This window comes from Fibrobacter sp. UWH5, from assembly GCF_900142505.1.
Lineage (GTDB): Bacteria > Fibrobacterota > Fibrobacteria > Fibrobacterales > Fibrobacteraceae > Fibrobacter.
Genome location: NZ_FRBB01000002.1, coordinates 73,747 through 89,182 on the forward strand (window position 1 = coordinate 73,747; position 15,436 = coordinate 89,182).

Annotated in this window: 13 protein-coding genes; 1 reads left to right on the forward strand and 12 read right to left on the reverse strand. The window is 49.9% G+C overall.

The features are described 5' to 3' along the window. Nucleotides 1-26 precede the first annotated feature (26 nt). The gene (locus BUB38_RS03175; protein ID WP_073156941.1) at nucleotides 27-2,627 is read right to left on the reverse strand and encodes an ATP-dependent Clp protease ATP-binding subunit; all 2,601 of its coding nucleotides are present in this window, start codon (nucleotides 2,625-2,627) and stop codon (nucleotides 27-29) included. Between the two features lie 482 nt (nucleotides 2,628-3,109). Here BUB38_RS03175 and BUB38_RS03180 point away from each other — a divergent pair, with 482 nt between their 5' ends. Further along, the gene (locus BUB38_RS03180) at nucleotides 3,110-3,871 is read left to right on the forward strand and encodes a transporter (protein WP_073156943.1); all 762 of its coding nucleotides are present in this window, start codon (nucleotides 3,110-3,112) and stop codon (nucleotides 3,869-3,871) included. 67 nt (nucleotides 3,872-3,938) lie between these two features. Here BUB38_RS03180 and BUB38_RS03185 read toward each other — a convergent pair whose 3' ends face one another. The 11 genes from BUB38_RS03185 to BUB38_RS03235 form a co-directional block, all read right to left on the reverse strand. Next, nucleotides 3,939-5,339: a TldD/PmbA family protein gene (locus tag BUB38_RS03185; RefSeq protein WP_073156945.1), complete on the reverse strand. Its 1,401-nt coding sequence runs from the start codon at nucleotides 5,337-5,339 to the stop codon at nucleotides 3,939-3,941. 48 nt (nucleotides 5,340-5,387) lie between these two features. Further along, nucleotides 5,388-6,164: an imidazole glycerol phosphate synthase subunit HisF gene (gene hisF, locus BUB38_RS03190; RefSeq protein ID WP_073157388.1), complete on the reverse strand. Its 777-nt coding sequence runs from the start codon at nucleotides 6,162-6,164 to the stop codon at nucleotides 5,388-5,390. 171 nt (nucleotides 6,165-6,335) lie between these two features. Next, nucleotides 6,336-6,659, reverse strand: a complete 324-nt coding sequence (gene trxA, locus BUB38_RS03195; protein WP_073156948.1) for a thioredoxin — start codon at nucleotides 6,657-6,659, stop codon at nucleotides 6,336-6,338. A 60-nt stretch (nucleotides 6,660-6,719) separates the two neighbouring features. Beyond that, nucleotides 6,720-7,391, reverse strand: a complete 672-nt coding sequence (locus BUB38_RS03200) for a DUF3575 domain-containing protein (protein ID WP_073156951.1) — start codon at nucleotides 7,389-7,391, stop codon at nucleotides 6,720-6,722. 18 nt (nucleotides 7,392-7,409) lie between these two features. After that, a complete protein-coding gene (locus tag BUB38_RS03205; RefSeq protein ID WP_073156954.1) occupies nucleotides 7,410-9,077 on the reverse strand; it encodes a PCMD domain-containing protein in 1,668 nt (555 codons plus the stop codon). Nucleotides 9,078-9,088: 11 nt separating this feature from the next. Next, the gene (locus BUB38_RS03210) at nucleotides 9,089-10,405 is read right to left on the reverse strand and encodes a PCMD domain-containing protein (RefSeq protein ID WP_073156957.1); all 1,317 of its coding nucleotides are present in this window, start codon (nucleotides 10,403-10,405) and stop codon (nucleotides 9,089-9,091) included. A gap of 9 nt (nucleotides 10,406-10,414) precedes the next feature. Further along, complete coding sequence (locus BUB38_RS03215) at nucleotides 10,415-11,131, reverse strand: hypothetical protein (protein WP_073156960.1); 717 nt, start codon at nucleotides 11,129-11,131, stop codon at nucleotides 10,415-10,417. A 66-nt stretch (nucleotides 11,132-11,197) separates the two neighbouring features. Next, complete coding sequence (locus BUB38_RS03220; protein WP_217650857.1) at nucleotides 11,198-12,187, reverse strand: nickel/cobalt transporter; 990 nt, start codon at nucleotides 12,185-12,187, stop codon at nucleotides 11,198-11,200. Nucleotides 12,188-12,210: 23 nt separating this feature from the next. Then, nucleotides 12,211-12,801: a DUF1007 family protein gene (locus BUB38_RS03225; protein WP_139258196.1), complete on the reverse strand. Its 591-nt coding sequence runs from the start codon at nucleotides 12,799-12,801 to the stop codon at nucleotides 12,211-12,213. Between the two features lie 6 nt (nucleotides 12,802-12,807). Next, entirely contained in the window at nucleotides 12,808-14,430 is a 1,623-nt protein-coding gene (locus BUB38_RS16230) for a hypothetical protein (protein WP_175547631.1), read from the reverse strand. A 141-nt stretch (nucleotides 14,431-14,571) separates the two neighbouring features. After that, on the reverse strand, nucleotides 14,572-15,333 hold the full coding sequence (locus tag BUB38_RS03235; protein ID WP_073156971.1) for an RsmB/NOP family class I SAM-dependent RNA methyltransferase: 762 nt from the start codon (nucleotides 15,331-15,333) through the stop codon (nucleotides 14,572-14,574). Between the last annotated feature and the right edge of the window lie 103 nt (nucleotides 15,334-15,436).

Consider the following 15,436-nt stretch of genomic DNA (forward strand, 5'->3'; position numbering starts at 1 on the left):
AATTTTTTGCGGCGTTCCGCGACGCTTTACTTCACAGTAAACACGCCGTTTTCGTAGTCGATGACCACCGGCTTTGTTGCGCTTACGGTGCCAGCAAGGATTGCGTGACTCAGAGGGCGTTCTACATTGCGTTCAATGAAACGCTGAATAGGACGTGCACCGAATTCCGGCTGGTAAGCGCCATCCGCAATGGCATCCAAGGCTGCATCGGACAGAGTCAGTTCCAGGCCCTGGCGGGCGGCACGCTTTGCAAGGCCAGCGAACTTCAGCTTTACAATGTCGCGGATCTGAGGCTTGGTAAGACTCTGGAACACCAGGGTTTCATCCAGACGGTTCAGGAATTCCGGACGGAAGAAAGCATGAAGGTCGGCTTCAATGTCGGCAACCGTCACCGGCGCGACGTTCTCGCCCGAAGAGCCTGCGGCACTACCAGCGGCGCCAGAAGTTGCGCGGGCCAACCGTTCCCGGAACTTTTCAGAGCCCAAGTTAGAGGTCATCAAGATCAGTGTATTCTTGAAGTTCACCGTGCGGCCCTTACCGTCGGTCAAACGGCCATCGTCAAGAACCTGCAGCAAGGTGTTGAACACATCGGGGTGAGCCTTTTCGATTTCATCCAGCAAGATGACGCAATAAGGCTTGGTACGTACAGCTTCCGTCAGCTGGCCGCCTTCTTCGTAGCCCACGTATCCCGGAGGCGCACCGATCAAACGGCTTACCGTATGCTTTTCCATGTATTCGCTCATATCAATTCGGACCAGAGCGTTTTCATCATCGAAAAGTTCCACAGCCAAGGCCTTGGCCAGTTCTGTCTTGCCAACACCCGTGGGGCCTAGGAACAGGAAGCTGCCAATAGGAGCGTTTTCGCGACTCAACCCACTTCTATTTCTTAAAATAGCTTCGGACACCGCTTCCACAGCATCATCCTGACCAATAACGCGAGCATGCAGGCGTTCATCCAAATGGAGCAACTTGGACTTTTCGCCTTCGCAAAGCTTGGTTACGGGCACGCCAGTCCAGCGGCTTACCACCAGGGCGATGGTATCTTCCGTCACCTCTTCGGTAAGTTCGCCGTCACCTGCAGCCTTCGCAACAGCCGCAGTCTTTTCGGCGATTTCCTTTTCCAGGTTCACGATCTTATTGTACTTCAGTTCTGCGGCGCGGTTCAAGTCGTAGCGGGCTTCGGCCTGTTCCATTTCGTCCTTGGCCTGCTGCAAAGCTTTCTTCAAGTTCTGCAGCTCAGCACTCTGGGCGCGACGATCCTGCCAGCGTTCCTGCATAGCCTTCACGGCAGCAGCAGTCACAGCCAAATCTTCACGCAGTTCCTTCAAGCGCTTTACGGAATTGTCATCCGTTTCCTTCGCCAGAGCCTGCTCCTCGATCTTCATCTGCAGTTCCTTACGCTGCAAAGTATCCAGAGCTTCCGGCACCGTATCCATCTGAGTTTTCACCAAACTTGCGGCTTCGTCAATCAGGTCGATAGCCTTATCCGGCAAGAATCGGTCACTGATGTAACGGTTAGAAAGTTTCACTGCAGCCACCAAGGCATTATCATGCAGACGCACGCCGTGGTGAGCATCGAAACCATCCTTAATTCCACGGAGGATAGAGATTGCCTCTTCTTCCGTAGGTTCATCAACTTGCACCGGCTGGAAACGACGTTCCAAAGCGGAATCCTTCTCGATGTACTTACGGTATTCCTGGGTGGTGGTAGCGCCAATGCAGTGCAGTTCACCACGAGCCAGCTTGGGCTTCAGCATGTTACCCAAATCCATGGAGCCCTCGGTCTTGCCGGCACCCACAATGGTATGGATTTCGTCAATGAACAGAAGAGTATTTCCGTCTTCTTCAAGGGCGTCCAGAACAGATTTCAGACGTTCCTCGAAATCGCCGCGGTACTTTGCGCCAGCCATCAGGGCGGACAAATCCAGGGCGAAAAGTTTCTTGCCCTTCAATGCGTCAGGCACATCGCCGCGATAAATTCGCTCGGCGAGCCCTTCGACGATAGCGGTCTTACCCACGCCAGGTTCACCAACGAGGCAGGGGTTGTTTTTCGTCTTTCGGCTAAGGATCAAGATTACACGACGGATTTCCTCTTCACGGCCAATCACCGGCGAAAGCCTGCCATCGGCAGCCATTTCAACCAGCTCACGACCATACAACTTCAGCGGGGACTGTTCCTCGGCATTGGCTGCCCCGGCAAAGGGGTCAGAGAGCCAAGTCTCCACCACTTCCACGGAACCCAAGGCGTCTTCAAAAACCTTGGCAATGCCGCGGTCCCCCGCAAACTTCATCAAGGCCACCAGCATATCGCCAGGAGTCACCATACGGTTCACCTGACGGGCCGCCTGAACAGCCGCACGCAGCACACGGTTCAAGTCGCTATCCGGGCCCACATCCGGGTTTGCCCCTTCCACACGGGGCACCTTCTGCACAAAAGGCTCCAGACGACCGCGCAGGTCCTGAGTCTTCGCGTTCTTGGACTTATACAGCTTTTTCAGGGTCGCATCAGGGCCTTCTACCAGACCCACGGCCAAATGGGCACATCCCAGGTAAGAATGGGAATTACGGTCCATCAAACTCTGGGCCTTGGCCAAAACCTTTTCTGCATCATTATTAAAATCAGACATATTTGCCTCCGCCACAAGGGCGCTTTTCTTTATTAACGCCCCACTTAATGCAATTGTCGTGCCAAGACCGTCTTTTTATGGATTTACCGCAAAAAAAACACCGCAAACGGGAAAAAAAGGCTTTTTTTCATAAAAAAAGCCCCTATTTCGTTTAAAAAAGAACATTTTTCATCTCAAAAAGAACCGCCAGAACGTCCAAATTTGCGACATACACCCTCCAACACCCTCCCAAAAGGAGCGCTCCCATTGTAAAGTGTTGTAAAACCCAACAACGGCAAATCACCTTGGACTATTCCCACTTGGACCAAACAAATCTATCTTAAGGATACAAAACCAAACATCCCATACACCAACAACGGCGCTCCTTTGGGGGGGCGCCGCTTGTTTTTTTGGGGTCTAAAAAAAATTTGAGTTTATTGGTCTGCGCCCCCCCCCTTTTTGTATATTACCGCCCGTAATTTTTTACAACAAGGAGAACAAACATGCTCAAAAAAATCGCACTCACCGGAATTTTCGCAGCCTCGGCAACCTTCGCCTCCTGGGATCTGTTCCCGGTGCTCCCCAAAAATCAAGGCGAAGCTCATACAGGTCTCGCTTACAACGAAACAAATTACGCCAGCTGCCTCACCATGTTCGCTGGCGCACGATTTTCCGTCATTCAAAACTTGGAATTAGGGGTAATGGTTCCGTTCCGCTTCTACACAGAACTGCATGGAACCGAAATGGACGATGTCAATGGTTTAGGAAACATCGAAGCTTCGATTCGATACCAGTTCATCCCTAAAATGAACGCTTTCTTCGACGTAGCTATCCCCGTTGGCGATGATTCTTACAACGTTGAAGACGAATGGACTCTGAAAGGAGGCTTTCAATTCTCCTCAATCTTAACCCCCACGGTCAACTTCGGGTCGGAACTTGGCGTCCAGTATGAAACAGAAGGTGAGAAGAACTATTCGGAATTAGCCGCTAACATTTCAGCAGAACTGGATTTTACCGTTGTACCCCACTACACGCCCTATATCCGTTCTACAGTTTCCTTTATCATCGGAATCTATGACGATAGCGGTTTTGATTCCTTTCTTGGCAAAAACACCCCAGTCGGAACCTGGATTACCGTGGGTTCCAAGTTTGACATCACCGAATGGCTGAACCTAGACGCCTCCTACGGAGTTGGCATCGGCGACCACCTTTATGGTCCCAACCGTCCTAAAACTTATGGCCTAGGCTTAAACTTCCGTTTCTAAGTCACAAGGTTTAAAGCAAAGGCGCTCCTTTCGGGGCGCCTCTTTTATTTTCTAACAGAAGATAAAATCACCTTCCGCCAACCAGGATCTGGTCCACCTTGATGGACGGTTGACCGACGGTTACGGGGATATGGCCGGAACTTGCGCCGCAGACACCGGCAGCCAATTCCAAGTCAGAACCCACCATGCTGATCTTAGGCATAATTTCGTGCCCCTTGCCAATAAGGGCCGCGCCACGGACCGGTTCGCAAATCTTGCCATCGCGAATGATGTAGCCTTCGTCAACAGCGAAGTTGAATTCACCGGTGGCCGGGTTTACGGAACCGCCAGCCATACGGGCTGCATAAAGACCGTAATCCACGCTGGAAATCATATCGTCCAGGGAATCCTTGCCCGGGGCGATAAAGGTATTGCGCATACGGCTAACGGGAGCGTACTTGTAGCTTTCGCGGCGAGCACTTCCGGTAAGTCCGATGCCCACTTCCTTAGCACCCACACGGTCAGACATGTAGGTTTTGAGAATACCGTTTTCGATGAGGGTGGTGCGCTGTGCGGGAGTGCCTTCGTCGTCAATTTTCAGGCTACCCCAGACACCATCCAAGGTGCCGTCGTCAATGGCGGTAAGGCAAGGCTGACCAATAGCCGTTCCCAACTTTCCACAGAAGGGGCTGGCGTTGCGTCGTACCGATTCCGTTTCCAACGGATGGCCGCAAGCTTCGTGGAAGATTACACCGCCAAAGCCGTTGCCCATGACTACAGGCATCTGGCCGCCGGGAATGTAGCCGGCAGTCAACATGCGAAGCACTCGTTCGCCAGCGGAGTTGGCCATTTCTTCGGGAGAGTAATTGGCCAACAGTTCATAACCGCCAATGGCACCCGGACGCTCGGCAGAAGTCAAACGTTCAGAACCGTCAGCTGCAGTAACGCTTACGCTCAAGCGCAGGTGGCTGCGGTCCATTTCCACATTCAGACCTTCGCTGTTCAACAAATTAATGTGGGTGCAGTCATCAGTTACGCCAACGGTCACCTGAACAATCTTGTCGGAAATGCCGCGGGCAGTCTTGTCGGCACGGAACAGAAAATCCTGTTTGACAGCCTGGCCCAAAACTCGAGGATCCTGGAAGGCGGCGGCGTTGTAATCGCAGACGCGCTTTGCAGGAGCAAATTCAAAAGGCTTTGCAGCAGAACCTTCACCACCATTCATGGCGGCAATGCGACCAAAAGCCAAGGTCTTTACCAAGTTCACCAAGGCTTCTTCGGAATCGTCGCTGGTAAAACCATAGAGGACTTCGGTACCATACAGCAAACGGATGCCGATACCGTAATCTGTACCTGCCGTAGCCGTTTCAATCTTACTGTCCTTAAGTCCCAGGCTAGAGCTTCGAGTTTCTTCTTCAAAAATTTCTACAAAGTCTGCACCGGCGCTTCGGCCAGCCTCAAAAATCTTAACAGCTACAGACGGATTCATAAAACCTCAAAAAAAACGCGACAACCCCTAGAGGTGCCGCGTCAAAAATTACTTGTTGCGAACGGGAACGCCACCCTTGCGCATGGCATCCTTGATGCCCGGCACAGTGTAGTCGCCAAAATGAACCATGGAAGCCACCAAGGCGGCATCGGCGCTGGTCTTATTGAACAGGTCCACAATATGGTCGGGAGTACCGGCACCACCGCTGGCAATCACGGGAACCTGGACAGCCTTGGCCACCTGGTCGGTAATGTTCAGTTCGTAGCCCTGCTTGACACCGTCGGTATCAATAGCATTCAGGCAAATTTCGCCAACGCCCAGCTCTTCAGCCTTCTTGGCCCATTCTACGGCATCGAGACCCATAGGCTGACGGCCGCCACGAATGTACACTTCATAACCGCTGGGGAACTTTTCAGAAACACCCACAAACTTCGCATCCATACCCAGCACGATGCACTGGCGGCCAAAGGCCTTTGCACCTTCTGCAATGATTTCGGGATGGAGGACAGCCAAGCTGTTAACACTCACCTTTTCGGCACCGGCCAGCAATGCCTGATGCATGTCTTCCAGATTGCGGATACCGCCACCTACAGCAAAGGGGATAAATACGCGCTTTGCAATCTGACGGATCATTTCCATGTCGCAGGGGCGGTTTTCGGCGCTGGCGGTAATATCGTAGAACACCAGTTCATCGACGCCTTCGTCACTATAGCGGGCACCCATCTCCACCGGATCACCGATATCGATATTACCCTTGAACTTAACACCCTTCGTCACCTTACGGTCACGGACATCCAAACAGACAATCAAACGTTTTGTGAGCATGACGCAAATGTAGAAAAAGGTACGAGGAATGAGGCATGGGCAGTGAGCGGTGAGCAGCCAGTTGCGAGCTAAAGTCAGGCAACTCCGGCGCGATTGCATCCAGCGCTTTCGATAAAAAAAATCCACCCTTCAAAAAGGCGGATTTTTTGAAAATCTGTGTAAGAATCGCTATTAGAGGTTACGGTCGATAACAGCCTTGACGGTGTTCTTAGGCACTGCGCCAACAACGTTGCCCACTTCGACGCCGTTCTTGAACAGCTTCATGTTGGGGATGTTAGTAATGCCAAAACGAGCGCAAATGTCGTTCACGCCGGCATCATCTACGTTAATCTTTGCGATGATAGCCTTGCCGTCATATTCGGCAGCCAGTTCATCAACAATAGGGCCCATCATCATGCAGGGGCGGCACCAGGTAGCCCAAAAATCAACGAACACCAACTGACCAGAACTGATCACTTCATCAAAATTTTCTGCAGTAAGAGCTAAAGCAGCCATGACAATCTCCAATTTACATCTGTAAAGATAATAAAATCAGCCTAATTTGAGGATATATAACTAGAAAGTAAACCCAATTGTGTAATTTACATCAAAATCTACGCCCACAGAAGATACTTCTTCCAGGTCATCGCGGTACTTTTTGCTCAAATAAGTGTTGGTATAGGTGGCACCGATATCAAAGGAAGAGGTAAAATGGCCCCAAATGGTCTTATTACCCACATACATGGCAAGACCCAGGCTATTTCCGGTTTCCTTAACGTCCTTGCTCCTCTTGTCTTCGTAGTCGCGTTCCACCTTTGCGTATTCATAAATGGCATGAATAGCCGTGTACATTCCCAGATGGCCGCGGTTGAAGTAATAGCGGAAACCTTCAGAAATACCAAAGACATTCACATCAAAATCAACCTTCTTGCGATTTTCGTCTTCGCCATCCCAGCTCTTGGTTTTGAAGTAAGGGCGAGTGATAATGGATGCATTGGAATTGATGTTACCTTCCAAGGTTAGCATCAGTGGCAGATAATCCTTGAAGAGGGGGTAAAAAATCAGGGACACCGGATGCACAGAAATGGCAAAAATGGGTTCACTGCTAGCAACATGATTGATCGTCACATTAGGAGTCGCAGGAGCGGGAGCACCGGAAGTATACTTGGAGGGATCGTCCACTACCTGGGCAAAGCTTGCAGAAACAAGAGCACCCAACATAACCAAAGCCAAGAAAGTCTTTTTCATTTCGTCCTCTTAAAAACGTTAGTAATAATAGAAACGTATCTCGTCTACAACAAGTGTAGCTCCCACCTTTCCCTTGTAATAATTGCCGTTAGCGCTAGATGCCATGACCGCCCTGAGGTGGGTCACAGCCATATCGCCGTCATAGCCATTCAGATGGTTATCAATGCCGCTGGAATTTTCCAGGTCATCCTTAAAAGTGTTGGAATTATGGATAGGAGAATCTTCATAAGGTTCGCCATACTTAAACTTCAAGCGCAAGGTCTTAAAACCGTTTTCCTTTTCGACGATGGAAACCACATCGGGATTGGGGCGGCCAGAATTGTCATCTGAGGCAGAACGGTACCAGGCAGAAGCCACCAACGTATTTACATCGCTAGAGGTGCGGTACTGATTCTTTCCCTCATTTGCAGTGGCAGTACGATTTTCCAGGAAGAAGTAAATGTCGCAGCTGTCGCCCTTGCCTTCATAGGTAAAGTCTACTTCTACATACTGCGGACGACCTTCAAAAGGCCTACCGAAATCAATCAGTTCATTTCCGTCGGGATATTTGCTCAACATGCTCGTTGCGCCAACGCCCTTAGGATTAAAGTAGCCTGTAAAGATATTTCCGCTGGCAAACTGTCCAATGAGAATCTTCGCATCCATGGACTCCATCTTGGCAGCCTTTCCACCAGCCACATCCAAAGGAGAAGTCATGTTGAAGCCGGAGGTGTTTCCATTAGACCAGTCAGATGCAACATACTTGTTCCAGGAATCAAAAGAACTATTGGGGAACTGATAGCCAGCAACAATTCGGTATTCCTGTTCGGTCTTGCCGTTGGAGACTGTAGCAATCACCCCCTGGGCCAGGTTGTATTCGCCGTCATTTTCTACTCCAGAAATTTCGGCTCCTTCAGACAAGGTAATATCGCTAATTTTAACGCTAGACAATCCCGAGGCGTAGTCCAAATCATCATAGTGGATTCTGAAGGAGACCTTGCCGTCGCTGACGGAGCTATCAATGATCGCCTCGTTCCCGCCAATCTTCATAGACAGAATTCGCGGTGCATCCGGTTTCGATTCAGGGAATTCTTCGGCGGAGCCGAGATTTTCGCCAGAATCCTGAGCCTTGGAACTGCTGGACTTCACTTCATCCTGCTTGTCGTCAGACTTATCATCAGACTTGGCACTGCTGGAAGACTTGGCCGAACTAGAAGAAGATTTGCCCTTGTCATCAGTAACGGCTTCTACGCCAGGAATGGTAAAGCTAATCTGCCAAATGGAGGCGTCCCCATTTTCGGCCACCACAGCCACATAAACCACAAGGCTAGAGGGAATGCGGATTTTGTCGCCAGAGCGCAGACGTTCGCTGGAATAAGAAACTTCGTGAGCCAGAGAATCCAATCCGGCGGAATCCGACGGAAATTCCTTGAACTTGCTATTGACCAAGTGCAATGTCGCCATGGAACTGATATCCAGAACATCCACCGCCACGGAGTCCCAGGATTCACCTTCTTCGGGAGCGACAAGTTTCACCTTGATCTTATGTTCGTCGGCATAGACCGACACGGAACCATCTTGACCTTCAAAGGTCAGTTCGTTAAGAGTCTTGTAGCCCGATGTTCCAAAGGTATCGTAGTCGGCAGTGCAGGCTACAAAAGACATAAAAACGGTTAAGAACGCAAGGAGTGAAATCAGACCTTTCATGATACCACCTCTTAGTAATTCAGCTTAAAGTTATCGAGGATCAGCTTAGCTTCTTTTCCGCCACGCTGTTTTTTGCCAGTTCCTGCAGCACCGCCAGCCACCACATGGGCATAGGCAGAAGAAGCAAACATCACATGGATAGAAGCAACTTCTTCGGTTCCCTCGCCCAAAGTCAAACCTTCAGCCATGGCAAAACCACCCTGCAACAATCCATCGGGATCAGCGCCATAGGACAATTCGACAACGACGGTTTTATCGCTTACGGATTCGGAATCGGAATGCATACCGCAGGCCACAACCTTCTTGTCGGCGCTAACCAGCATCACATACATCAAGGACTTCTGAGGATATTCCGTACTTGTATTGGAAACATGTTCGTAGGAATATTTCACCTCAAAGGAAACCGGGCGTGCCGTAAACGGGCGACCAAATGTCATCCCCTGAGAAATATCCGATTCATAACCGGCATCCGGTGTTCCCGAAGTGTAATTCCACTGGTAAAGCTGGACGATATCATTGGCCTTAAAGGAGCCAGCAAAGTAGAACCCGCCTGCAATTTTCCAGGAGCCGGGAATGCTTAGAAATGAACCGACAATCTCGCGGGTGGTCAAGGTTGCACGACCACTGGCAAATTCAAGATTAGCCGAAGACTGGAACTTGATATCGCCGGCGGAAGTTGCTTCAGCCATGACATCGCTGGTAGTTCCCCAGAAAGAAGCGTCGTACTTGGTAAAATCGGAACCCGGGAGCTGCGGTTCTTCGGCACTACTAGACAGAATTTCTTCGGAGCTGGAAGAAATTTCTTCAGAGCTACTAGAAACTTCTTCGCTAGAACTGGATTCTGCATCCTTTACAGAACTGGAAGACTCGCTCTTGGCAGAACTACTGGATTTTACGCTACTGGAACTGCTAACCTTTTTAGAACTGCTGGATTTTACCTCGGGAGATTTGACCTTCCAGACGTCAACAACGCGGTTCTTTTCATCAAGGACTACAATATTTGCGAATTCACCTTCTCTTGTTATCAAGTATGCGCCTGACTTCAGCGGACTATCCCAATCTATTTCAGGATCCACCAGGTCCTGGTCCAAAGCCAGGTAGTATTTAGCGCCACCCAAAGAAGACAGAGACGAAACCTTCAGGGAATCCTTTGGGCAGGGAACATCAATTTCATGTTTCTTGACATTCAGGCTTGCATCCTTGCAGTTTGAAAAGAGAGGGCCTTCATCAACCTTTTCAACTTCGGCGGAAGTTCCCGATTCGCCACAGCCCCACAGGCACAAGGCCACAGCCGCGAACAAAAAAGCAGTCTTATTCATCCAGTTCATTGCAATCTCCTAGAAGAACATGACCAGAGAGAAGTCCAGGGCCAATAGGTTAATGGTAAAGTTCACTACATTGTACACAAGCTGACTTTTAGTTTCGCCATTTTCTTCAACTTCAATAACGCTGGAATTCAGGCCCAGCAAGCCCACAGAAGTTTCAAAGGCGAATCGGTTCAGCACCATGATGCAAATACCGGGATTGATACCTGCCGCAATAGACCAGGAACGGTTGCGGGATTTCTTCATGTCTTCCCCATCATCGGTCTGGGATATGCCGTAGGAATATTCAACCGAAATGGAGGTTTCATTGAAGAAGTAGACGTTTCTGGAATCAAGAATCTTCAGGTAGTTTTTCAATAGCGGCTGGATAAAGAATCCGTTGCTCACATACTTCCGATGTTCAGACAGATCCAAAACATCTTCTAGCAGGGCGAAGTCAATATCAAACCAGGTTCTGGAATAACCGGCACGCATACCGATGGCCATAGCGTCCTTGACGAAGTAGCCACCGAACGCTTCAACCGTAAAAGTGTAGCCATAAGCCTCGTATACATCGCCGATCATAATGTTCAGCACATCATCATCGGTATTGGCCTGGATCAATGAAAGGGATGTACCGCCATAAAAATTTCCTGCAGCAATGGCTTCACCTTTTTCTACAGGATACAAGCCTTCTAGGATTCCACCTTTCTTTTCTTCGGCGGAAGCAATGGCTACAAAAAGAGCCAAACATAACAAAAAACAAAATCTCATATTATCGCAAAGTTAAAAATTTGCGAAAATCAGGTCAAACCCCTAAACCCTACCAGCAAAGAAATTGGAAAAAAGCAACAAGCCCGAAACAAAAATTACCGCCCCGCCTACCATCGAAGTAAAGCAGTAAATGCTAGAGGCAAAGCGAGATGCCCTTGAAGTTTTGTCGATTCCCTTTCTAAAGGCTACTGCCCCAATACCAAAAAGAACATTGGTACAAGTCATGCCGATGCAAACGAGAACCGCACCAAGCAAGGCAAGCCCCACCATGGAATTCAGCAGGCAGAATAGAACAATCAGGGCCACAGCCGGGCAAGGCACAATTCCCGTTACTGCAGCAATGCCGATAATTTCTTTCCAGCGGGCGACAGGCGGCAACACATTTTCCTGGCCTTCACATTTACGGCGACGGCCCTTGACAAAATCCACAACGCCAAGCACAGCAAGCAGCAAGCCCGTAATCATGAGCAATGCATAGCTAGCCATTTCGATACCACCGCGACCATTTTCGAAAACAGGGAATACCGTGGCCTTGAAAATTGCATACAAAATAAAGAGTAGTACAACAGCGCTCAGCGTATGAGTAAAAGTAATACCCGCACCCAGAGCAACTCCCTGACGCCAACGTCCGCGACGAGCCAAGAAGAAACCGATGACAATAGACTTGCCATGGCCCGGGCCCAAGGCATGGAGCATGCCATAGACAAAGCACAGCAGAAGGAACTTCCAGATACAAGACCAGTCCCCAGATTTCATGGTCACAATTTTCGCCGTTACTTTTTCGCGCAGATCCTTCTGCACCTGAGCCAAAGCGGCATGAAAAGAGGCCCCCTGAGTGGGCGCAGATTTCAGAGGTTCCTCTGAAGTTGTATTGACCGCACTGTCAGGGACTGTTGAAGTATCTACCTGCGTCGCAACAGGTTTAGAAGAACCATCTTCACTAACATCAAAGCGTTTCTTCTTGACAGCGGCGGACGCCCCAATAGCCAAGGAGAGCACTAGCACCATTAAAACTTTCAGGAGATTCTGCACATTCACCCCGCAACAGTCTTTCGCTACTTTTTCTTATATCTCAGGTATAAGCCTTCTATACCCGAATGAAAAGCCTTGAACAAGGTCAAGTCGCTAACGCCGTCGTTAAAAAACTCCACGTCTATGGAATCAGGAGCCTCAACGTCGGCACTTTCCATATCTGTGGTCATCAAGATGTAATTGGTAACGTCGGCAACAACAACTACAAGCATGGAGTAATCATTGGTGGCAGGGCAACCAAAATACACGTCAAAGTCAAGGACCAGTCGGCGATTCTGCAAAGAAGCCTTGAAGTTCTTGACCTGCTTAGCCTTCAAGAAATCAGAACCGCGCTGAACGTAGTTGTAGTAGTTATTCCCTTCAAGAGGATCCAGGATAATACTCTTGAACCACTCATTTTCCTTGGGAGAAATTACACCATCGCCATCAACATCGCCAGACGACATCATGGCGGTACTATAAAGTTCATCGTACACCCAGCGGTTCCTGACCGAGGTAAATCCATCCTTGTCAAAAAGAACCTTGACTGTCGCATCCACAAAAACGTGGGGATGGCAAAAGCCTGGGACAACCCAGGCCATGCACAAAAAGAAAATCAACTTTAGAGTCTTCACACGAACCTAGAACGCGAGAATAATACCGGCTGTCAACAAACCAATACCGATAGCACCAAGACCGGCAGCAATACCGCCCTTGACGTCACCAGAACGATTCAGACTATGGTTGTCCTTGACCATCTGGCGGGTATCGTCACTATCAAATGCAGAGAGCTTGGTGTAAGCCTTCTTCTTGGCAGCAGCGTCGCTCCAGTCACGTTCGGCCAGGTACCACAAAACACCACCGGCAATAATGGGAGCGATGGAGCCCCACAGAAGGCCACGGCCAATGCGATGGTTGCTGCGAGCCTTGTCGTAGTTCTTCTGGCTTTCGATGAATTCCACATCCAGCACCGGAGTCATTTCCACGTTGACCAAGTTAGGCATAAAGGCCTTCACTTCGATGGTCACGGAAGTATCGCGGTAGCCCACCTTTCTCAGGTAAACCGTTGCGGAGGGTTGGGGCTTAATCTCGTTGACCACCACGTCGGTCACGTAATGAGGCATCACGTACTCGGTGGGCTGTTCGTTGATGTACACTTCCACCGCTTCCGGATCCGTGTTCAAGGTCAGGCGGGTCGTGGGGCGAAGCACAGGAATGCTCACCTTGTTCAGGCTATCCGCATTGATGCGCACCACGGTAGAGCCCCACCATTCCACGTCCTTCAGGACCTTCATGACAGAGATGGTGTACTTGCCCGGCTTGATATTCTTGATGGTATCGGGAGCCACCTGCTTCAGGGGGATTCCATTTACGAACAGGGAGCAGGCTTCCGGTTCAGACACCACAAGGAGGTTGGCCTTTCCGGGAGGATAAAGTTCAATCTTTTCTTCTTCGATAACAATTTCGGGCACCACGTAATCAGAAAGGGACAGGTCGATCATGACCTCATCTTCCAGGTTGTAGAGGCGCTTCAGTTCATAGCGGTAAATCTTGATAAAGGGATTCTTGGCTTCGGCTTCGATACTGTCCTGGATTTCGCGCTGGCGGATTTCTTCTTCCACCTTGGCGATTTCTTCCATTTTCTGGCGCTGATCTTCCTTGGCAAGTGCGGTTTCAAGGTCGTCACCTACACCATCGTCGGCGGGAACCTCTTCTGCAGGTTTCTCTTCGGCCTGGGCAGACATGGAGTCCTTCACCGCGTCGGTCATGATGATTTCGTTTTCCTTCTTGGGAATGACGACTTCTTCATCTTCTTCGATTTCTTCCACCTCCTGGCCATTGCTTTCCTGGAGGGCTACGGCGGCGGCATCATCCAATTTTTCGATGCGCTTCTGCTGTTTTTCGTTGGGCTTCTTCAGGTAGACCGTATCCTTTTCGATCTTCACGAAGATGGCGTCCAGTTCTGTAGAGTCACCATTGACCCAGTAGCGGACCGGGACTTCGCGAGTCTTCTTTACGGGAGCAACCGGAGCGGCAGGTGCAACAACCGCAGCGGGAACAGCCGCAGGAGCAGGAGCGGCAGATTCGGCAGACGCAGGAGCCTCGGCAGGAGTTTCTGCGGTCGTACCGGCTTCATCTGTAGACGTTTGACCTTGAGACTGAGAGGCAACCGCCTCCAAACCAGCCATGGCATCGGAAGCCTCCACACTGGGGGATTCCTGCCACACATCCTGAGAGGACATTTCATCCTGGGCAAAGGCCATTGTAGCCGCAGCCCAAACAACCAAAGAAGTTAAAATACGTTTCAACATGTAAAGAAAAATAAATAAAAAAGGGCCTTTGGCAAAAGCCAAAAACCCATAATTGTAAGAAAAAGGGAATATTCTAGATAAAAAAAGCAAACTTTAAAGAGACTTGACCAATTTAGCGCAGTAAATCGGGCCTCTTCCGTCTGATGTGTCGGGCAAAATATGCACACCGAACTCCGTACGGTCCGCGCCTGGCAAAACCTCTTCAATTTCTGCAGGCTGCATAGAAGGACGCTTCTTGAGGATCTTCTTGACCACGTCATCGTTTTCCATGGGAGAAAGGGCACAAGTGCCGTACACAATCGTTCCGCCCGGTCGCAGGGCATCTACCGCAGAAGCCAACAGAGCCCCCTGTTCTACAGACAAACGCTTAACACGCTTCGCCGACCAAACTTTCAAATGTTCCGGAGAGTTCAGCACATGCCTGTCAGAAGAACAAGGCGCATCCAGCAGAATCTTGTCGTAGGACTCCTTCTTGTGCAGGCCAAACTTCATTCCATCATAACCAGAAATCTTGATAATGGAACGCCAGGCCTCGGGCAAAGTCTGCTCCACCACGCGCTGCAAGCGAAGTCTACGATCCGGAGAGCGGTCGTTACTTTGTAAAGACCCCTCCCCCTTCAGCATAGATGCAATCACGAGAGTCTTGCCACCCGGAGCGGCACACATATCCAGCACGTCATCACCAGGCCGCACGTTAAGCGCACGTGCCGCATAGACAGAAGCCTCGTCTAGGTAGTACGGCTCAAGGCCATCGCCAAACCTAAGTTCCATAGCCCTGCCCTCGCCCTTCAAGGACTCCAGCAAAGCCGGCCAGCGATTCCCAAACAACTTCTCGTAATAGTCAAAAAATTCCATAGGACCAAAAATAAAAATTTTCAGTTCCTCTCCAAAACAAAAAATCCCTCGGCTATTCACCGAGGGATTTTTTCTAGAAAGATTCTAGGAAGGAGTCTAGAGG